General features: G+C 73.6%; 12 protein-coding genes and 1 pseudogene. 6 read left to right on the plus strand and 7 right to left on the minus strand.

Annotated elements, in window-relative coordinates:
- The first annotated feature begins 69 nt into the window (after positions 1 to 69).
- Entirely contained in the window at positions 70 to 570 is a 501-nt protein-coding gene (locus AB0I68_RS11890) for a hypothetical protein (protein ID WP_363177093.1), read from the plus strand.
- Between the two features lie 115 nt (positions 571 to 685).
- Here AB0I68_RS11890 and AB0I68_RS11895 read toward each other — a convergent pair whose 3' ends face one another.
- Positions 686 to 2,332 carry a phospholipase D-like domain-containing protein gene (locus AB0I68_RS11895; protein WP_363177094.1) on the minus strand — a complete coding sequence of 549 codons (1,647 nt, stop codon included), beginning with the start codon at positions 2,330 to 2,332 and terminating at the stop codon, positions 686 to 688.
- A 318-nt stretch (positions 2,333 to 2,650) separates the two neighbouring features.
- Here AB0I68_RS11895 and AB0I68_RS11900 point away from each other — a divergent pair, with 318 nt between their 5' ends.
- Complete coding sequence (locus AB0I68_RS11900) at positions 2,651 to 3,292, plus strand: RDD family protein (protein WP_363177095.1); 642 nt, start codon at positions 2,651 to 2,653, stop codon at positions 3,290 to 3,292.
- A gap of 176 nt (positions 3,293 to 3,468) precedes the next feature.
- A pseudogene (locus AB0I68_RS11905) lies at positions 3,469 to 3,777 on the plus strand (transcriptional regulator); the annotation flags it as partial.
- Positions 3,778 to 3,909: 132 nt separating this feature from the next.
- Here the strand turns inward: AB0I68_RS11905 and AB0I68_RS11910 are convergent.
- Positions 3,910 to 6,576: a DUF6493 family protein gene (locus tag AB0I68_RS11910; protein WP_363177096.1), complete on the minus strand. Its 2,667-nt coding sequence runs from the start codon at positions 6,574 to 6,576 to the stop codon at positions 3,910 to 3,912.
- A gap of 573 nt (positions 6,577 to 7,149) precedes the next feature.
- Between AB0I68_RS11910 and AB0I68_RS11915 the strand changes: the two genes are divergently transcribed.
- Positions 7,150 to 9,537: an alpha-N-acetylglucosaminidase gene (locus tag AB0I68_RS11915; protein WP_363177097.1), complete on the plus strand. Its 2,388-nt coding sequence runs from the start codon at positions 7,150 to 7,152 to the stop codon at positions 9,535 to 9,537.
- 42 nt (positions 9,538 to 9,579) lie between these two features.
- Here the strand turns inward: AB0I68_RS11915 and AB0I68_RS11920 are convergent, their stop codons facing one another.
- Together AB0I68_RS11920 and AB0I68_RS11925 are read right to left on the minus strand one after the other, a co-directional pair.
- Positions 9,580 to 10,548 carry an MASE1 domain-containing protein gene (locus AB0I68_RS11920; RefSeq protein WP_363177177.1) on the minus strand — a complete coding sequence of 323 codons (969 nt, stop codon included), beginning with the start codon at positions 10,546 to 10,548 and terminating at the stop codon, positions 9,580 to 9,582.
- 30 nt (positions 10,549 to 10,578) lie between these two features.
- Positions 10,579 to 11,412: a PP2C family protein-serine/threonine phosphatase gene (locus tag AB0I68_RS11925; RefSeq protein WP_363177098.1), complete on the minus strand. Its 834-nt coding sequence runs from the start codon at positions 11,410 to 11,412 to the stop codon at positions 10,579 to 10,581.
- Positions 11,413 to 11,631: 219 nt separating this feature from the next.
- Here AB0I68_RS11925 and AB0I68_RS11930 point away from each other — a divergent pair, with 219 nt between their 5' ends.
- Both AB0I68_RS11930 and AB0I68_RS11935 read left to right on the plus strand, forming a co-directional pair.
- Positions 11,632 to 12,552, plus strand: coding sequence for a MurR/RpiR family transcriptional regulator (locus AB0I68_RS11930; RefSeq protein ID WP_363177099.1), 921 nt, complete (start codon positions 11,632 to 11,634; stop codon positions 12,550 to 12,552).
- A gap of 315 nt (positions 12,553 to 12,867) precedes the next feature.
- The gene (locus AB0I68_RS11935; protein ID WP_363177100.1) at positions 12,868 to 13,239 is read left to right on the plus strand and encodes a hypothetical protein; all 372 of its coding nucleotides are present in this window, start codon (positions 12,868 to 12,870) and stop codon (positions 13,237 to 13,239) included.
- On the opposite strand, the gene AB0I68_RS11940 is transcribed toward AB0I68_RS11935, so the two are convergent.
- Genes AB0I68_RS11940 through AB0I68_RS11950 form a run of 3 tightly spaced genes read right to left on the minus strand, consistent with a single transcriptional unit; the run spans position 13,226 to position 19,616 of the window.
- Complete coding sequence (locus AB0I68_RS11940; protein ID WP_363177101.1) at positions 13,226 to 14,290, minus strand: serine protease; 1,065 nt, start codon at positions 14,288 to 14,290, stop codon at positions 13,226 to 13,228. The two genes, AB0I68_RS11935 and AB0I68_RS11940, sit on opposite strands and share 14 nt — an antisense overlap.
- Before the next feature lies 1 nt (position 14,291).
- A complete protein-coding gene (locus AB0I68_RS11945) occupies positions 14,292 to 15,449 on the minus strand; it encodes a trypsin-like peptidase domain-containing protein (RefSeq protein ID WP_363177102.1) in 1,158 nt (385 codons plus the stop codon).
- A gap of 6 nt (positions 15,450 to 15,455) precedes the next feature.
- Positions 15,456 to 19,616, minus strand: a complete 4,161-nt coding sequence (locus tag AB0I68_RS11950; protein WP_363177103.1) for a hypothetical protein — start codon at positions 19,614 to 19,616, stop codon at positions 15,456 to 15,458.
- Positions 19,617 to 19,635 lie beyond the last annotated feature (19 nt).

Raw genomic sequence — 19,635 nt, forward strand, 5'->3', positions numbered from 1 at the left:
GCACGCCGGCGAGGCCCCCCAAGGCCCCGCTTCACACCCCACGAGGACATGGCGAAGAGGAGCGACAGGATGAAGATCTCGACATGGCCGGGCGTGACCGCCCTGGCAGCAGCGGTGATCGTCGGCGGAGCGACGTCGGCGACGGCCCTGGGCCCCACGGCCGACCAGCGGCTCGACGGCGTCATCGTCGTCGCCGGCAACACCTGTACGTGGACCAACGCGCACACCAGCGCCGACCCCCCGAGCGCACTGAGCGTCGACCGCACCACGATCAACACACCGGGCGGCAGTCTCAGCTGCAACGGCGGCATCACCGCCACCCTCAACAACAACCCCGCGTTCACCTTCGACGACGCCGCAGGCCTCGCCACAACGGACGCCATCGACATCACCGGCAAACAGAGCTTCGTGTCCTGCCGTTTCAAGGCCGCGAACATCGCGTGGAACCGCGACGGAGCCACCCGCAAGTACGTCAACCAGGCCTTCACCGCGACCAAGGTCTCGGGCAGTTTCCTCTGCCCCGGCTCGGTCACGACGGCGGCCGGGGACGCCTCCATGCTGTTCCACTGATCCCGCATCTGCCGCAGCTCTGCCGCAGCCCCGCCCGGGGCTGCGGCGCACTCACGAAAGGTACCGGTCAGGGCCGGATCTCGAGGGTGCAGCACGTGCATGACTGTCTTGCAGGTCAGGCCGGGCAGATGCCGCGTTCGTGGTCGACCGTGGCCGTCGCGCGCGAGAACTGCCACTGCGGGGTCAGGAGCCGGGCGTCCAGCTGCCCGGCCGCCGTCGGGCTCTCCACCACGTAGCCGAAGTCCTGGAGCCACGCCGGGTAGAGGTTCTTGGAGCCGATGTAGAAGGCCGAGTCGTCCACGGAGACCACCTTGTGGTGCAGCGCGTAGGGGTGGCCGTCCGCCCACGTCGGGCTCTGCGCGCTGCGGAACGTGGCCAGCTGGAGGTTCGAGCACATCGCGGCCTTGGCCGTACGCCGGTCGCCGGTCAGCAGGGCGAGACGGTCGCGGAGGGTGTCGCTGATCTCCGAGAGCGACTTGATCTGCGAGTAGCCTCCGCTGCCCACGGCGCCGCGGTTGGCGGGGTCGCTGACGACGATGCGGACCTTCACGCCGGCGGCGATCCGCGCGGCGAGGGCGTCGTAGACGCGGATGTCGTAGCGGGGCAGCGGCGGGCAGGTCGCGTTGAGGTCCTGCTGGGAGATCTCGATGTGCCGGTTCGCGCTGGAGATCAGCGTCCGCAGGGCGCTCTCCTCCGGGTTGACCGTGTCGTAGTCGCGGTCGGCGTTGGTGTTGTCGTGCAGGCCGACGACGCACTTGGTGTCGGGGGCGCTCGGCAGGGCGGGCCGGAAGGCCGACGACGGATCGTTGCGCTTGATTCCGACGCCGAGTCCGCCGACGGCGATGGCCGGTACGTTGCCCGGGCTCGCCGGGGGCGTGGCGGGAGCGGTGTCCCCGGCCAGCGTGGGCATGCACCCGGCGCCGTTGGACGAGGCGAACCAGACGCCGGCGATGTTCCCCTTGTTCCGGCAGGTCCAGGACCACAGCTCGTCGAGGTAGCGGCCGGCGGACGCGGCGGCCGGCCCGCGCAGGGCGAGGTCGACGTCGGCGACCGGGTGGGCGGTCTCCAGGTAGTCGTCCTTCCATCCGTTGATGCCGCCGGTGATCACGGACTGGCCGTCGACCACGAGGATCTTGGAGTGGTTCCACGAGAACGCCGTCTTCGAGGTCGTCGTCGAAGCGATGTTCAGATCGATGTTGCGGGCGTCCGCGCCCAGCTTGGCGACGAGTTCGTCACGGTACTTCGACGGCAGCACGTTCAGGTGGTAGACCGGCGCGGCACCGACCAGGACGCGGACCTTGAGCTTGTTCCCGCGCGCGGCCGAGGACTTGAGGCCCGCGATGACGGCGTCCTGGAACGCGCCGTCGGGGAACGGCGCGAGGGTCGATAAGTCGACGGTCTGCGTCGCCTGGGAGATGTTCTCCGTCATCTTCGAGAGGAGCCGCCCGGTCCCCGGCCGCGCGGCGCAGGTGTCGTCACCCCAGCAGCCGGGGGTCTGCAGCAGCCAGTCGGCGCCGCCGGGCGCCCCGGCGTCGAGGAGGTTGCCGCCGGTGCGTTCCCACACCTGGCCTTCGAGGCCGGGGGAAACCCGGCGGAGCGTCTGCTCCACCGCATCGAGGTGGGGCGCCGGGGTGGCGGCGGGCGCGGAGCCGGCCGCCGTGGCGGCCGGGGCCGGTACGGCGGTGAACAGGGCCAGCAGGGCCGCCGATACCGCTGCGCGGGTGGCGGGAGCGGACGGGCGGTGAAGGGAATGACGGTGCAATGTGACTTCCTTGCAGGAGGGATCGCCGTCGCCGCGCGGGGGCGACCGGCAAGATCAACTCGCGGAAGTTACCACCGGGTCAGAAGGGCCTGGAATTCACGGCCGTCGGATTCGGCCACGCCGGCGCGGCGGGCGCGGCAGCCGCGCACAGCCGGTTCGAAGCGGGGCCGAACTGGCCGGATTGGACAAGTGGTCGATCGGGTGACCACGATGATGCGCGCTAGATCGCGGCAGCCCAGGTGGCAAAACCACCCACATGGTGATGTTCCTCCGATCGTTGCGCTACGTCCCCGTTTCCGACACCGGAGAGTTTTCGCCATGAGCTTCGGCGACCCGAACAACCCGTACGGCCAGCAGCCCCCACAGGGTCAGCCCGGTTATCCGCAGCAGGCCCCCCAGGGCGTGCCCCCGCAGTACGGCTACCCGCAGCAGCCTCCGCAGGGTGTCCCCCCGCAGTACGGCTACCCGCAGCAGACCCCGCCGCCGTACGGCGCCTACCCGCCGCCGGGCATGCCCGGCATGCCGGGCTCCGGCATGCCGCCGCTCGCCCACTGGGGCCAGCGCTTCGGCGCGTACCTGCTGGACGCCCTGATCATCGCGGGTCCGATGTACGCCCTCGGCTTCATCGATCTGGCCACCAGCAGCGACCCGGCGAAGTCCGGCCCCGGCGTGTTCTTCGCCATCGGCTGGGTGTACGCGATGGGCATGGCCATCTTCCAGCTCTACAAGGAGGGCGCCACCGGCCAGTCGATCGGCAAGAAGGTCCTCGGTATCAGCGTGCGCCGCGAGGCCGACGGCAACACGCTGGGCTTCGGCATGGCGTTCGTCCGCAAGCTGGCCCACTTCCTCGACGGCATCGCCTGTTACATCGGCTTCCTGTGGCCGCTGTGGGACGAGAAGAAGCAGACCTTCGCCGACAAGGTGTGCAGCACCGTCGTCATCCAGGTCCCCAAGGGCTGAGGCCGCCCCTCTCCCCCTTTTCCCCACCCGGCAGCGGAGCCCGTCCGCTGCCGGGTGGGGACGTTTGCGGTCCCGCCGTCGCAGGTGCGCCGCGGTCCGGGAGCGCGGCTCAACTGCCGTGCGGCGGTTCGGGCGCGGCGCAGCGGTGGGCGAAGCGGTCCGCCGCCCGGCGGCCGCTGCTCGACATGCTGGGCTGGACGACCGCCCGGGAGCTCGGCTCCCTCTCGCCGGTCCACCGGTCGCTGGTCGTGGCGGTGGCCTCGCTCATCCGGCTCGGCTATCCCTGGCGGGCAGAACTGATGGCCCCGTACGCACAGTTGATGCACCAGGCGGCGATCCGCGATCTGGATTTCGTGGAGACGCATCCCTCCGAGGCCGAGAAGGTCGAGACCGCCGTGGCGGCGGCCGTACTGTTCCAGCCTGTGATGAAGGCCCTGCACCGGCTGGCCCAGGAGGAGGAGTCGGCCCGGCGGTACGGACTGTGAACCGGGGCGGGCTGCCGGATCCCGGCCCCCGGCCGGACCCGCCCCGCCCCTCGCGCCCGCCCCGCCCCGCCCCGCCCTCGGACCGTCCCTCCCTCGGACCCGTCCCGGCCCCGGGCCTCCCGGCCGACGCGGCTACGGAGCCGCCGCCAGTGCCGCCCGCAGCCGCCGGGCCTGCGTGACCAGTTGCGAGGAGCCGGTCCGCGCGGCGGCCTCCGCCAGCCCCGCCGGGACGGGACCGCGCGCACCGCAGCGCTCCACACAGTCCGCGGCCACCGCCAGCAACTCGCCCGTGCCCCGGGCGGCGGTGGCCGCCGCCAGCAGGGGCGCCAGCGCCTCCGCGAGCACCGCCCAGGTCGTGGCGTACGCACCGGTGGCGGCGGCCGTGCGCGCCGCCTCGGCCAGCCGGCTGGGCTTCACCGTGCCCAGACCGAGCAGCTCGGCCAGGTCCCGCCCGGCCCTCGGGGCGTCCAGCTCACCGCGGGCCGCCAGGAGCAGCAGCGCGTCCACGGCCGCACGGCGGTCTTCGGCATGGCCTGACCCGAGACCGGTGGCCACCGCCAGGTGCAGGGCGGGGCCCGCCGGTCCGCCCAGCTCGGCCAGCCGCGGCAGCGGCGCTCCGCCGCCGCGCTCCCGGGCCGTGGCGCCCGCGGTGACCTCGGGCAGCAGCCAGGCCGCCTGCGTCTCGCGGTCCTCGGGCAGGACGGCCTGCTGGATGAGGCCGCCCCCGCACGTGCGGGAGCAGCTGCGGCCCGTCTCGGTGAACGCCAGGCCCAGCCTGCGGAACGCCGCCGGGAACTCCTGCCGGACGACACACCGTTCCCCGGTCTCGAGCACGATCTGCCGGGCCGCCGCCGGCGGCCGGTCCCACCGGAGGCGGCCGGCCTGCGGGTCCGGGTCCAGGAGCGGGTCCGTCACCCGGCGCAGCACCGCGGGCGGTTCGCCCGCACCCGTGAGCCAGGCCGCCAGCCGGTCGCCCTCGGGGGTGCCGAGCGCGGCTGCCGCGGGCGCGGTCCCGGGGTCGCGCCGTACGCGCAGCAGCGCCTGGGCGAAGTCGGCCGGGGCGGGCTCCGCTCCGAGCCGCCGGTACGCGGTGAGCCGTACGACGAGCTCCTCGGGCTCCAGGGACCCCGTCTCCCAGGTGGGGGTGGCGAGCAGGAACGGCAGCGGGTCGGTGAGGAGGCGGTACGCGGCCTCCGCCAGCCGGGAGGCCGTGACGGCGCTCAGCGCGGCGTGGACGCAGTCCGGCCGGCAGCCGTCTGCGCGCAGGCCCCGCTCCGGTCTCAGGTCGTGCGCGCGGACCCGGCCGAGCACCGCGGCGGCCATCAGTTCCAGCCCGGACAGCTGCTCCGGATCCACCGGCCGGCCGCCCTCCGGACGCCACCAGCGGCCGCCGAGAGCCGGGCGCAGGGCCTCGGCCAGGGCGGCGCGGTCGTGGTGGGCGCGGCGGACGAGGCCGTCGAGGGCGGACTCGAACGCGGCGGCGGTCCGCTCCCCGGACGTGACGCAGGCCGCCACCAGGTCAACGGTCTCGGCGAGCGTCGGGGGCTCGGCGCCGAGGCGGCGGCGTACCGGCGCCGGGGGCAGGACCTCCTCGTACGCCGGCTCCTCACAGGTGCCCGCCGCGGACCCCAGCAGCTCCGCGGCCGCGCGCCGGTGGACGGGGCTCAACGCATCGGCCTGGACGGCGAGTTCCCGGCGCAGATCCCGGTCGCCGGGCCGCAGGTGCCTGACGAGCAGCCCGAGGGCGCGCTCCTGCAGGGCGGTGTCCTCGTGCCCGAAGGCGTCGGCGACGGCCGGCAGCAGCGCCTGCCGGGCCGCCGGGTCGCGCCGTAAGGCCTGGCCCAGGAGCACCAGTTGGGCGCGTACGAGCTTCTTCTCCGGCCGGCGGAGCACTGCGCGGGACATCTGCGCGAGCCGCTGCACCGGCAGCTCGCCCGCCTCGGACAGCCGGGCGAGCACCTGCTGCGCGTGTCCGGCGAGCGGCGACGGCGCATCGGCGGCCATCGCGATCCAGTCGGCCGTGCGCTCCCGTTCCTCGGCCGGGGTGAGTGCGAGGCGCTCCAGCATGGCGAGGAAGAACTTCAGCTGGTTCTGCCGGCCGCCGCGCGCCAGACGTGCGACGCAGCCATCCACGAGGACGCGGCGCTCGACGATCCCCTCCTGCGCGAGCGCCGCCAGCTCGGACGGCCAGTGGTTCGGGGCCGTCGGGTCGCTGCACCAGTGGAGCGCCTCGGGGGATTCGGCCGTCACGAAGAGCAGGGGCACCAGATCCCGTGCGTACGGATCCTGGCGCAGGACGATCGACAGCGGGCTGTGCGTCGTGCGGGCGCGGTCCATCGTGAAGATCGACCGGACCCAGCCGTGCACGAACGCGTCGGTGGTGGGGACCGGGCAGCCGGCGAGCCCGACCAGCTCCCGGATCAGGGGATAGTCCGCCTCGGCGGTCGCGGTGCGGTCCGCGAGGCGGTGGGCGAGGTCACCGAGCCAGCCGGGGTCGCGGTCGGCGAGCAGGTCGAGCAGCAGTCCGGTGGGCGGCTGCCGGCCGTCGCGCAGATCGGGCGCGCCGATCCAGGCGGCCGCGGCGGCCGCGCCGGTGTGGCAGCCGGCGCCCGCGACGAGCAGGCCGGAGCGGATGCGGTCGCGTTCCTGCCAGTGACTCCAGTCCCAGCCGCGTATCTCCCGGCGCAGATCGGCGAGTCGCGCGAGCAGGTCCCGCCGCTCGGGCGCCGTCAGCGGCTTGAGCAGGCCGGGGATCAGGTCGGTGCGGCCTTCGCGGACCGCGTCGAGTATCGGGTTCATCGGGCCCCTCCGGTGGTGGGTACGGGGGTGGTGACGGCCTCGCGCCGCACGTGCGCCGCGCCGCGCGGACGGCGGTGCGTGTGTGCGTGCAGGCACATCGGCGGCCACCGTAATCCGGCCCGCCCGCGGCGGGTGCCGGCTCGGGCCCGTGCTGGCCGATTCACGGGCCTGGTGGCGGTGTTCGCCCGGGAGACGACGGGGGCGGTGGCGTCCGGGTCCGGGGCGGCCACGTCCCCCGGCGGGCAGGGCGCGGGCGGCGGGCACCCGGGGTCGTGGCGGTCGGCGCGCCGGAGATCCCAAGGCAGTCCGCGGGGGAAGCACGCCGTGTCGGAGGCTGCCTCGTCACCTGTCGGAGGCCTCCGGGCGCGGCGTGCTCGGGCGCCGGGCGAAGCACGGCGCCCGGACCTCGGCCCCGGCCGCGCCACTCCCCCGGCGGTCCCCGCCCGGGGAGCCGCCCGGGGAGCCGCCTGCGCGAGGCGGCGGCGGCCTGCCGGCACAGGGCGTCACCTCCCGGTACCCGGCGGCGTTATGGGGCTGCCGCCCTGCGGGGCCACCGATTCGGGAGGACCTCCGATGCCACGATCCGACCGCCCCCGGCCGCCCCGCCGGCCCGGGCTCCCGGCCCTCCTCGCGCTGCTGGCCCTCGCGGCCGCCCCGGGTGGGGCCGCCGCGCTGCCCGTCACCCCGTCGGCGGAACCCGCCCCGCCCACCGCATCCGCCCCACCCACCCCGGCCGCCCCGCCCGCTCTGCCAGCCCCAGCCGCCCCGCCCACGCCGCCCGCCCCAGCCGCCCTGCTCGCCCCGCCCGGCCCAGCCGCCCCGGCCGCCCCGGCCGCCGAGCCGGTACGCACCGGTGTCCCGGCCGCCGAGGCCGCGCTGCGGCGGCTGCTGCCCCGGCATGCCGACCAGTTCACCCTCCTGCCCGGGACCCGCGGCGCCGACGGCCAGGACGCGTTCACGGTGTCCGGCCGGGCCGGGGCCGTCGTCGTCCGGGGCAGTACGCCGGCGACCGTGCTGACCGGGGTCGGCTGGTACCTCCGGCACGTCGCCCGGGTGGACATCGGCTGGCCGGGCGACAGCCTGGGCGAGCTCCCGGACGTCCTGCCCGGAGTCCCCCAGCCGGTCACCCGCAGCGCCCTGGTGCGTCACCGGTACGCCCTCAACGACACCGACGACGGATACGCGGGCGCGTACCGCACGTGGGAGGAGCGCCGGCAGCAGATCGACCTGCTCGCCCTCCACGGCATCAACGAGGTACTGGTCCAGGTCGGCGCGGAGTATCCGTACTACGCGGCCCTCCAGCGGTACGGGTACACGGCGGCGGAACTGCGCGCATGGATCCCGGGCCCCGCGCACCAGAGCTGGTGGCTGCTGCAGAACCTGAGCGGCTTCGGCGGCCCGGTCGGGGAGCAGCTGATCGAGGAGCGGGCGGCGCTCGGCCGGCGGGTCGCCGACGAACTGCGCGCCCTCGGCATGACCCCGGTCCTGCCCGGCTTCTTCGGCACGGTGCCGCCGGGCTTCGCCGACCGCAACCCCGGCGCCCGGGTACGGCCCCAGGGCACGTGGGACGGGTTCGCCCGGCCCGACTGGCTGGATCCGGCCGGGCCCGTGTTCGCCGCGCTCGCGGCCGACTACTACGCCGCGCAGCACACCCGGTTCGGCGACAGCCCGATGTACCGGATGAGCCCGCTGCACGAGGGCGGGACGGCGGCGTCCGTCGATGTGAAGGCGGCCGCGGGCGCCGTGCAGAAGGCCCTCGACACGGCGCATCCGGGCGCCATCTGGGCCGTGCTGGGCTGGCAGGACGACCCGACCAAGGAGCTGCTCGCCGGGGTGGACGCCTCCCGGATGCTGATCGTGGACGGGATGTCCGAGCGCTACGAGAAGCCGGACCGCGAGACGTCCTGGGCACACACCCCGTACGCGCTGGGCACGATCCACAACTTCGGCGGGCACACGACGGTCGGCGCCAACACCTCCGTCTGGATCGAACGCTTCGACGAGTGGCGCGCCAAGCCGGACAGCGCGCTGACCGGCATCGCGTACATGCCGGAGGCGGCGGGGACCGACCCGGCGGCCTTCGAGCTCTTCACCGACCTCGCGTGGGAGCCCGGGCCGATCGACCAGCAGGAGTGGTTCGCCGCCTACGCGCGCAGCCGTTACGGCGCCGCGGACGGGTACGCGGAGGCCGCCTGGGAGGCACTGCGGCGCGGCCCCTACAGCACCGGGACCGCCACCGCGCAACCCCAGGACGGCCTCTTCACCGCCCGGCCGAGTCTGACGGCGAACAAGGCGACCACCTGGGGGCCCGGGGAAATGCGCTACCCGGCGGCGTCGGTGCGCACCGCGCTGGACGCGCTGCTGAAGGCCGCGCCCCGGCTGCGCCGTTCGAGCGCGTACCGGTACGACCTGGTGGACATCGCGCGGCAGGCCCTCGCCAACCATGCGCGGGTGCTGCTGCCGCAGATCAGGACCGCATACGAGGCCGGGGACCTCGGCCGGTTCCGCCTGCTGGTCGAGGAGTGGCAGCGCGACGAGCGGATGCTGGCGGCCGTCACCGGATCGGACCGGCACTTCCTGTTCGGCCGGTGGACGGCCGCCGCCCGGTCCTGGGGTGCGAACGACGGGGAGCGCGACCGCTACGAGTACGACGTCCGCTCCCTGCTGACGACGTGGGGCACGCGTACGACCAGCGAGCGGCCGTCCTGGCTGCACGACTACGCGAACCGCGAGTGGGCCGGGATGCTCGAGGAGTTCTACGCGCCGCGCTGGGCGCGGTACTTCGCCTCGCTGGACAAGGCTCTGGTCTCGGGTGACACGCCGGAGGCCATCGACTGGTACGCCGTCGAGGACGCGTGGGCCCGCCGTACCACGGCGCATCCGACGGAGCCGAACGGGGATCCGTACGCGCTCGCGCGCGCCGTCGCGGATGCGCTGCCCCCGGCGGACGCACGGACCTGACGCACCGCCGGACCGCCCGCCCCGCCCCGTCCTGGTCTGCGGTCAGTCCCCGGGCCTGCGGGGGGCGAGCCGTTCGACGACCTCGGCCAGGTCCTCGCACACCTGCTCGATCTTCAGGCGGATGTTGTGCTGCTCGGTGACCAACGCGGACAGCAGCAGCGCGGTCAGGGCCGCCGAACCGTTGAGCGCCTGAAGGTTGACCATGATCTCGAAGAGGGTGTGGCCGGAGAACGGTCCGACGCGTTCGGTCGCCGCCACGATCGTCAGGACGGACAGGAGCAGCACGACGGGCGCGCTGCCTGCCAGCCGGAAGCGCACGGCCGACCAGATCAGCAGCGGGAAGACGAGGAAGAGCAGCGACAGGGAGCTCCGGGTGGTCACCAGCGCCACGACCCCGGCGGCGACCGTCAGCGCCACCGCCTCGGCGACGCGGTAGGGGTCCTTCGGCATCCTCACCCTGGGCAGGACGAGCAGCAGCGGGGTCACGACGAGCACCCCCATCGCGTCGCCGGCCCACCACGCCGACCACACGGGCCAGAACCGGCTCGGTGCCAGGTCCCCGTTGCCCACCAGCACGAGGGTGCCGATGGTGGCGCTGAGCAGCATCGGCAGCAGCCCGCCCAGGAAGACCAGGGCCGCCCCGTCCCGGAGCCGGTCCAGCTCCGTTCGGAAGCCCGCGCGGCGCAGCAGCAGGTACGCGCACACCGGCGCGAGGGTGTTTCCGGCGATGATCCCGATGTCGGGGGTGTGGACGCCGCTGAGGTGCGCGATGGAGAAATACGCTCCGAGGGCGATGCCCGGCCAGACCCGCAGGCCGAGCCAGAGCAGGGCGGCGACCGCGATGCCGGTGGGCGGCCACAGGGGCGTGACCACCGCGCCCTCGACGACCACGCGCAGCAGGAGGCCGATCCGTCCTGCGACGTAGTAGGCAACGGTGACGGCGAGGATCTCGAGAAGGGTGCGGGTCAGTCGTCGCCATTCCTCGGTGGGCACCACAGCATCAGACAACAGCCGCCCCCTCCGGGCGGAGCGTGACACGCGCTACCAGGGGCGGGGTCCTGCCGCGTCATGGCTGAGGACGAGCACCGCCGCGTCGTCCGCGTGACCGGTGGAGTCGGCCACCTTCATGATCTCGGCGGCGATCTCGTCGGGGTCGGCGCCCGCCGCCTCCCGGACCACCTGGGCCACGCGGGCCAGCCCGACGTCGATCGGGAACGACGGCCCTTCGACGACGCCGTCGGTGAGCAGGACGATGGAGCCCGCCTGGTCCAGCCGGCGCCGGGTCACCGCGTACCCCGCCCCGGGCTCCACTCCCAGCGGCAGGCCTCCGTCGTCGTCGGTGATGCCGTACCGGCCGTCGACCGTGGCCCAGACGGAGGGCACGTGGCCGGCCCGGGCGCTCTCGAGCTCCCAAGTCTCGGGGTCGAAGCGGAGCAGGGTGCAGGTCGCGAAGAGTTCGCAGTCCATCGATAGCAGTACGTCGTTCGCCCGGCTCAGCACCTCGCCCGGGTCCACGACGACGGCGGACACCGCGCGCAGGCCGACGCGGACCTGCCCCATGAAGGCGGCGGCCTCGACGTCGTGCCCCTGGACGTCGCCGATGGAGAAGGCGAGAGCGCCTTCGGGCAGCCGGAAGCCGTCGTACCAGTCGCCGCCGATGTCCAGGCCGTGCCGGGCGGGTGCGTAGCGGGCCGCGCTGCGCAGCCCGGGCAGGTCGGGGAGCGCGGCCGGCAGCATCTCGCGCTGGAGGGCCACGGCGAGCTCCACCCGGGCCTGCTGCATCTCCGCCCCGGCCCGCACCCGGGCGGTGAGCCGTCCCAGGGTGGTCAGCAGGTCGTCGGCGCTCACCGATTTCGGGGGACGGCGCGGGGTCACGGACCACTCCCGGGTGCATCCATATGTGCCTGCCCTCGGCTCTCGGCTCTCGCTGCGCGCGCTGCGCCAAAGATCCGAGCACATCATATTTCCACCCTCCGGGGGCCGCGACAGATACGGTCCGTCCAGCTCCGGGTCCGGCCCTGCCGGTTACGGGTCGGCCGACCACAGGGCGTGAGCTATGTTTGAAGACGAGTGACATGAGAGGGAGGCCCATCGGTGTCATCGGGGCAGCAGGCACGCGCACAGGCGGCTGCGATCACGCCGAGTGGGCAGGCGCCGCCGGTCCAGGAGCGCGCCCCCGGCGACCGGGTACGGGCCCTGTTCGACGGCCATCGGCTGTCCCCCGGGCAGCGGCGGATCGCCCAGTACCTGATCGACCACCTCACCGAGGCCGCGTTCCTCTCCATCACCGAGCTCGCGGAGCGGGTGGGCGTCAGCCAGCCGTCGGTGACACGTTTCGCCACCGCCCTCGGGTTCAGCGGCTATCCGGCCCTGCGCGACGCCTTGCAGCCGATGGCACTGAGCGCGGTCGCGGGCTCCCCGGAGACCCACGAGCAGTTCCGCCGCAACGAGCTGCAGGCGGCCGTGGACGCCGAGATCGCGAACCTGGAGAGCGTACGGCGGCTGCTCGCCGACACCCACCAGGTGCTCGACATCGGCCGCGAGCTGGCCCGCTCGGTGCCGCTGACGGTTCTGGGCCTGCGGATCTCGGTCTCGCTCGCGGAGTACTTCGCCTACGCGGCACGGCGCATCCATCCCGATGTCCGGCTGGTGACACGTGGAGGCAGCGTCGCCTACGACGCCCTGCTCCAGTCCCGGGAAGCGGGCGGGACCTGGGCGCTGGCCTTCGCCATGCCCCGGCACGCCAAGGAGACCCTGGCGGCGCTCCGGGCCGCCCGCAGCGCCGGGCTGAAGATCGCGCTGATCACCGACACCACCCTGGGTCCGCTGGTGGACGAGGCGGACGTGGCGCTGACCGCCGGGACCGGGGCGCGGCTGGTGTTCGACTCGTACGCGGCGCCGGGCATGCTCTCCGCGGCCCTGCTGCAGGCGATGGCCGACGCGGATCCCGAGCGGACGCAGGCGCGGCTCGAAGGGTACGAGCAGGTCGCCGACCAGCACGGATTCTTCCTGTAAGACCGATTTTGAACCGGTACGAGGCAGTCCACTTTCATGCCGTCCGCGGGTATGTAATTTTTCATTCTCTTGTTTACTCGACGGTATATATGTTTACTAAGCAGCGCGCCGGATCCACCAGACGCCAAGGAGAGCGACCCCACGCTCTCTCAGAACAGGCATCCGCGCGGGACGCTCCTCCTCACGTCCCGCCTCGGTGCCGGTTCCCGACGCTGGGATCCACCAGAGCGCTTGTGGCGGCCTCGGTCAACCCCTGGGCCGAGGCCGCCCACCAACGTCTCGATCAGAGTTCGACACCATTCGGAAGCGACGAGAATGCGCCAGACGGCCTCTACCACGCTCAGCCCGGACTGGCCTTGCCAGGTCAAGGCCCCCGGTACCCACGACTGGGAACGCACGGCCATGCGCTGGCTGCGGGATCTGCTCCCGGCCCGCTACGGCAGCTATTCGACGCTGACGCGGAGCCCCGTCCTCCTCACCCGGCACGCCCAGCTCCAGCTCCAGCACGAGATGCGTGCGGTCCGGGTCGCGCTGGAGACCGCCCGGGCCGAACTGCCCTCGATGGGCGTGGCCGAGTCCGTCATCGAGAACTCGATCCGGATGTACGCCGTCGAGCTCCAGCAGCTCGGCCGGCTCTCCCGCGCGGTGCGCCTCCTCGGCGACGCGCTGCGCGTCACACCCAGTTGACCTGCGCACGGCGCAGCAGCGGGTCGTCCACCAGCTCCCACAGCGGTACCGCGTAGTTCCCGAAGCCGTAGCGGCCTCCGTAGTGCAGGCCGAGGACGCGGTGATCGACCAGGTCGAAGACCGGGGAGCCGCTGTTGCCGCCCAGCGTGGAGCAGTCGTGCTTCACGGTGAGCTCGCCGGGAACCAGCCCCGTCGTCGTGCCGGGCTGGAGGCGCTTCACGTTGTAGACGTCCATGAAGATGCGGCGCATGGCCTCCGGTTCGTTGCGGCGGCCGTCCTCCGCCGGGTAGCCGATCACGTACACCGGCCGGCCGGGCACGTCGGCGGGCGGATCGGCCGCCACGGCCAGCGGGGTCGTCGGAGCCCGGCCGCCCTGGGCGGCGTCGATGCGCAGCAGGGCCATGTCGACGTCGGGGTGGATCCCCACCACTTCGGTGACCGCGAACTCCAGCGAGGCGTCGCCGGGAACGGCGGCCAGCTCCTCGGCCAGGTCCAGCCGCGCGCCCATGCCCGGCCGGAACGTCCAGCCGGCTCCGTCGCCCGTCGCGAACTCGACGGCCACATGGCGGTTCGTCATCACGACGTCGGGACTGACGAGGAACGCGGTGCCCAGCCAGTCCAGACTGGCGTGTCCCGTGACCTCCACCCGGCCCACGCGGGCGATCGACGCCCGGATGCCGTCGCGCTGGCCGTCGAGCACCGCCCAGTCGCCCTGCTGCGAGGGGAAGTCCTGCCCCTGGATCAGCAGGGCCGGCCGGCCTTCGAGCAGGACGATCGCCTCGACGCCGAAGTACTCGTCGTCGTCGACCTCGTCCGCCCGCCCGGCCGCGAGCTTCTCCAGTCCGCTGACGCCCGCGTTCAGCACCCTCGCCCGCTCCTGGCGGGCGAACTCGCCGATCTGCCCGGCCGGTGCCCGGTCCGCCGGGAGGCTCTCCGCCGACTCGGGGATCTCCTCCTCCAGTCCCCGGCGTACCCGGTCGGCGACCTCGCGCAGGTCCCCGAAGACCTGCTCGGGCCCGGTCGCCACCGGTGAGCTGCCGCTGCCACGCATCTCATGCCACCTCCGTCCGGCTCTGCTGCTGCGCCAGCGCCGACTGCGCCGCCGTGATCTCGTCGTGGACCTCGGGGCTGTGCTCCCGCAGGTGCCGCATCACGCTGCTCATCTGGGTGCCGACATTGACGAACGCGGTGCTCTTGCCCTGGAAGTTGACGTCCTCGACGCGCCGCGTCCCGCGGTGGAGTGCGACCACCTGCCAGTCGTCGGTGAAGACGGGTGATCCGGACGAGCCGCCCCGGGTGTCGGTGAAGTAGCGCACGTCGTTCTCGTTCGCCTCGTAGACGAGGTTGTTGCGCAGGGCGACCCGCTTCGGCTGGCCGCCGGGGTGCTGGATGATGTTGACCGCCACCGGCTCCTGGGCGACCGTCAGCGGCTCGATGGCCACCCGCAGAGCCTCCCGCGGCGGCTGGCCGGTGAGCCGCAGGATCGCGTAGTCCAGCTCCTCGTCCCAGGCGACGAGGCCGCTGGCGGGCACCTCTTCGGTCTCCGTGCCGTCCGCGCCGTAGTCGAAGCGCGAGCGGGAGTTCTGCGCCTGCAGCTGGAGGTCAGCCGGATCCACGATGCCGCGGTCGGTGGCACTGCGGGTCCGGGCGTTCACCACGTGGTGGTTGGTGACGAGCAGGTCCGGGGCGATGAGCCAGCCCGTCCCCGAGTGCGGGAAGCCGTTCGGCTGGAGCGGGGCGCCGGCCCGGTACGGCAGGACCTTGATCCGGGCGACCGCCCTGCCCGCCTCCTCTCCGCCGCGCAGGAACTCGAAGGGCACCGTGTCGTCCCGGTGGATGATCTCTTCCTTGGTCTCCCCGGCGGGCAGGGCGGCCGGCACGTCGGGCTCACCGGCGGCGTCGCGCGCCACGTCGTCCAGGGCCTTCTGGAAGACGGCGAGCGGGCCGGCCTCGACGGTCTGGGCGACGGCGTTGCGCAGCCAGATCTCCAGCGGTACCGAGCCGTCGACGAGCCGCTCCACGCGGTTCATCTCGTTCAGGTCCGAGTGCACCTGCATGCCGGGAGCGGCGACCAGCGGCAGCGTGCCCCGGTACCTGGGCATGATGCCGTCGAGGAGCAGCCGCCGTACCAGCGGGTCGGCCAGCCCGGCCTCCAGTGAGGCGTCGACCAGCCGGACGATTTCCTCGGAGGGGAGATACGCATCGCTCATACGGGCTCAGGCCGCTCGCGGGCCGTTCCTTTCGGCTGTGCGGGCCGGTACGGGCGGCACCGGGCCGGGGGCGCCCGCACCCATGGCGGCCGCCACGCCGGAGACGAGTTCGCCGCTGTGGTCGTGCAGCACGAGAAGCCGCTGGGCGAGCCCGTCGAGGGTGCCCCGGTCGCGGGCCTCGCGCAGGAGGCCGGCCATGGCGGAGTACGGGACATCGGCGGGCGCGGCGCTCTCCTGCGGGGGCCCGTACGGCAGGACCACGGCGGCGGGGGACGAGGACGGCGGCGGGGACGGCAGGGACTGGGGCGGGGGAAGCGGTGGCGCGGGCTGGGCCGGCGGTACGGGGCCGACGGCGTTCCGGAGGATCTTCGCCAGGGCGAACCGCAGCTCGGGCTGCGCCGCCAGCACGCGGACGATCGTGTCCGCGAGCGCGTCCAGGGCCCCGTCGTCGGTGTCCGGCAGTCCCACGACCTCCAGGCAGTGGCCGAGCGCGGCCGGATCCTGCCGGGACACCTCGGCCGCGACGGCCCGGACCAGGACCGGCTGCTCGGCCAGCGCCTCGTCGGGCAGCTGCCGCAGCCGCCGGGCGAGGCGACGCTCGGTTTCGGGGCCGCCTTCGCGCGAGGCAACCAGCCGGGCCCGGGCCAGCATGGCTCCCATCGCGTCGAAGTCGCGGCCGAGGCCGGTCGCGATGTCCTCCGCCTCGACGAGGTCGCGTTCGGCGTCCTGCACGTCGCCGTCCTCCTCCGCGAGGCGCGCGGAGAGCAGCAGCAGCTCCAGCTGCGCATCGGCGTCGCCCGCCTCCTCCGCACGGTCGACGGCCTCCTGCGCCATGTCCCTGGCCTCCGTACGCCGTCCGCTGCGGGCCAGGGTCTCGACGAGCAGGGGGTGGAGGGGGCTGCCCGGTGTCCAGGGGCGGCGTTCGGCGAGCCGGGCCGCGGCCTCGTCGGTGTAGCCCTGCGCCAGCAGGTCCTCGATCTCGCGTGCGGCGATCCGCTCCCAGTCCTCCTGGTCGGCGTCGGACATCACCTGGTCCGCGATGTGCCCGCCGAGGCGGCCGGTCAGGAAGGCGGCCGACCGGGAGGACATGTCCTGGTCCGCGCGGTCGAGGTAGCGCTCGACGCCGGGCTCCCAGCGCTGCTCCACGGAACGGGGGTTCTCGTTCAGGCGCAGCCGGTGGTAGATCTCCTCGGCGCGGGCCTCCGGCCCCTCGCGGGCCGCGTAGTACTCCACCGCGCGCTGCCCGACGGTGCGCATCATGTCGGTGCGCGCGGTGTCCGACAGGCGCAGCATGATGGCCCGCAGGTCGGAGCGGTGCCTCAGGACATTGGGGCCGGCCGGCTCCATGAGGTCCAGCCGGGCCAGCCGTCCGAAGAGGCGGCGCGCCTGCTCCGCGGAGTCGACGTCCAGTCCGCACGCCGCGGCGAGGACGTCCTGGATCAGCTCGGGGGTGATGGTGCGCAGCGCCAGGCCCGCCTGGGCGAGGGCGCGTGCCTCCGCGTCGGCGATGTGCTTGAGGATGCGGTCGTACAGGATCCCCTGGACGAGCATCTGGTCGACCTTGCGGTAGAAGTACCGGCGCCGGGCGGGCAGGCTCTCGACGAGCTCGGTGAGCGAGCCGGCCTCCTCGCGGGCGGTCACGGCCGCCTGCGCGGCCAGCTTCAGGCTGAGCGGGTGACCGCCGACCCGATCGGCCAGGGACCGGGCCACGGCCTCGTCCTCGACCCCGCAGGACATCAGGAGTTCCACGGCGGCGTCCGGTTCGAGGTCGCCGAGCGCGATCGTCTTCGGTTCCGCGGCCCGTGCCGGATGGTGGACGCCGGCCCGTCCGGCGACGATGAACCGCAGCCTCGGATACGCCTCTTGGAAGGCCGACCAGATGGCCCACATCCGGCCGAGCACGGGGTTCGCGCGGTACTGGGCCTCCTCGAACGAGTCGATCACGATCACCAGCGGCGGGCCGCCGCCCGCGCCGCCGCCCGCGCCCGCCACCGCCTGGACGAGGCATTCGGCGACCCGGCGGACGAGGTCCGTCTCGCGGGTGCGCGCCCGGCTGTGGAACTGTTCGGCGGCCCCGCGCCCGGCTCCCGAGCGGGTGGTGGAGAGCTGGTACAGCTCGTCGACCGTGTTCTGCTCCTCCCGCTGGGTGCGGGCGGTCTCCTCGCACTCACCGGCCAGCGCGTCGAACGCGGCGCGCCGCTCGGGGTACTGGACGCCGAGCTGCCGGGCGATGTCGGCGACCAGAGTGACCGGCTCGTGGACGGAGAGCGTGGGCCGCTCGAAGTCGATGTAGGCGAAGGGGAAGCCGGCGGGGAGGTCGAGGAGGAACTTGGCGAGCAGGGTGCTCTTCCCCATGCCGCCCAGCCCGTGGACGAGCAAGGGGGGGTCCTTGACGGAGCCACCGCCCTCGGGGCCTCGTCCCGGCAGCTCCGGCTGCGGCGCGGCGGGCGGGGAGGCCGCGGGCAGTGCGACGTATGCGCGCAGCTGGTCCAGCTCGGCGGCGCGCCCGCAGAACCTGCCCTTGACCAGGCGTTCGAGCGGCTGGCGCAGTCTGGCCCGCTCCAGCAGCTGCTGGACGTGCTCGGGGTCCGCAATCCCCGTCGTGTGCGGGATCTGCGCGAGCCACAGCACCGCCTGGAGGATGTCGGCTAGCCCGTCGACGTCCTGTTCCATCAGCGCCGGCGGTGTGCCGCAGAGGTAGGCGAGCGCGAACCGTTCCGGTCCGGGGCCCTCGGGGGCCTGGCCGAGGTTGGCCTCCAGGCCGAGGCGCGCGGCCTCCGGGCCGGCCAGGCCGCGCAGTGCCGCCTCGCGGGCCTCCGGCTTGAGGACCCAGGTGGTACGGGGCTGCATGCCGAGGGTCGCGCAGTCGTGGACGAGTTCCAGCGCCGCCCGGCCGCTGCTCGCCCCCTCGCCCGGCAGCCGCAGCCGGGTGGGATCGAACCCGGTGAGCAGGCTTGCGGCCTCCCGGTACGCCCTGCGGCTGTCCGCGACGGCCGGCGCGGGCTCGAACGCCGCGGCGAGCAGTTCCCCGCGCAGCCGGGCGGCGAAGTCCTCGCCGGACCGCAGCGAGAGGTAGACGTGCACGGTCCGTTCCGCCGCCGTGCAGATCTTCCGCATGTAGCTGTCGTCCCCCGGACCCTGCGCCGCGTCGAGGACCGTCGCGACGGCCACGCCGGCCAGCGCCTCGATCTCGGCCGTGTCCCGCGGCTCGGGCGTCTGCGCGAAGAACGTCCGGAAGAACGTGTCCAGATCGTCGGGACCGACGACCCGTGCCGTGTCCCGGCACTCGTTCTTGCGGATGTCGTACGGCAGCTGGCGCATCGTCGGCCCGTAGCCCAGCAGCACCAGCCGGGGCACGGTCTCCTCCTGCACCGGGGTGTACTCGTAGACGGCCAGGGCCAGCTGGCCGATGCAGTCCCAGACGTCGGAGTTGACGTCGAGCTTGTCGCACTCGTCGAGGACGAGCCAGAACCGCTCCTCCGCAGCCGTGGCGCGACTGACGATCCGGTGCACGGCGTCGTCGACCGACGGCAGTGGATCGTTCAACTGTGCCGTGTTCAACGGTGAGATGTCGGCGTCCCGGTCCGAGACGAACTCGGCCAGCCGCCGGATCACCTGGGCGGCGGTCGAGGTGCGCGACAGCGTCACCCGCACCGGGCGGAATCCGCAGTGCTGGCCGAGGTAGCGGATCAGGTTGTACGTGTACGAGCGCCCGCTGTCGGCCTCGCCGTCGACCACCAGCACGGTCTTCTCGGGGTCGGCGAGGAATTCCCGCAGGCGCGCCCGCAGGTCGGCGCGGTCGATGAACACCTCGGTGCCGTTCTTGAGCACGCCGGCGAGGAAGTAGTCCGGGGCGCAGGAGTGCACGGTCGCGTCCTCCCGCAGCCTGGCCCGGAGCCTCATGGCCTCCGTGCCGGCCGGCAGGGAGGCCAGCTGGTCGAGGCTGAGCAGGACGTCGAGCAGGCGGAGCTGCGCCGCTATGTCCTTGCGCGAGGCGCGTACCAGCGTGGCGGCGTTCTCTCCGCTCTTGTTGGTCAGCGCGAGGCTGCCGATGAATTCCGGGGGGAACGCGTACTGCGCGAGCCTGTCCTGCGGGTCCGGGGTGTCGAGGAAATAGTCACGCACCCAGGTGGTGACGAGGCCCCATTCCGTATCGGTGAGCGGCATACCGCACCTACCCGGCCAC

The sequence above is a fragment of the Streptomyces sp. NPDC050448 genome, from assembly GCF_040655295.1.
GTDB lineage: Bacteria > Actinomycetota > Actinomycetes > Streptomycetales > Streptomycetaceae > Streptomyces.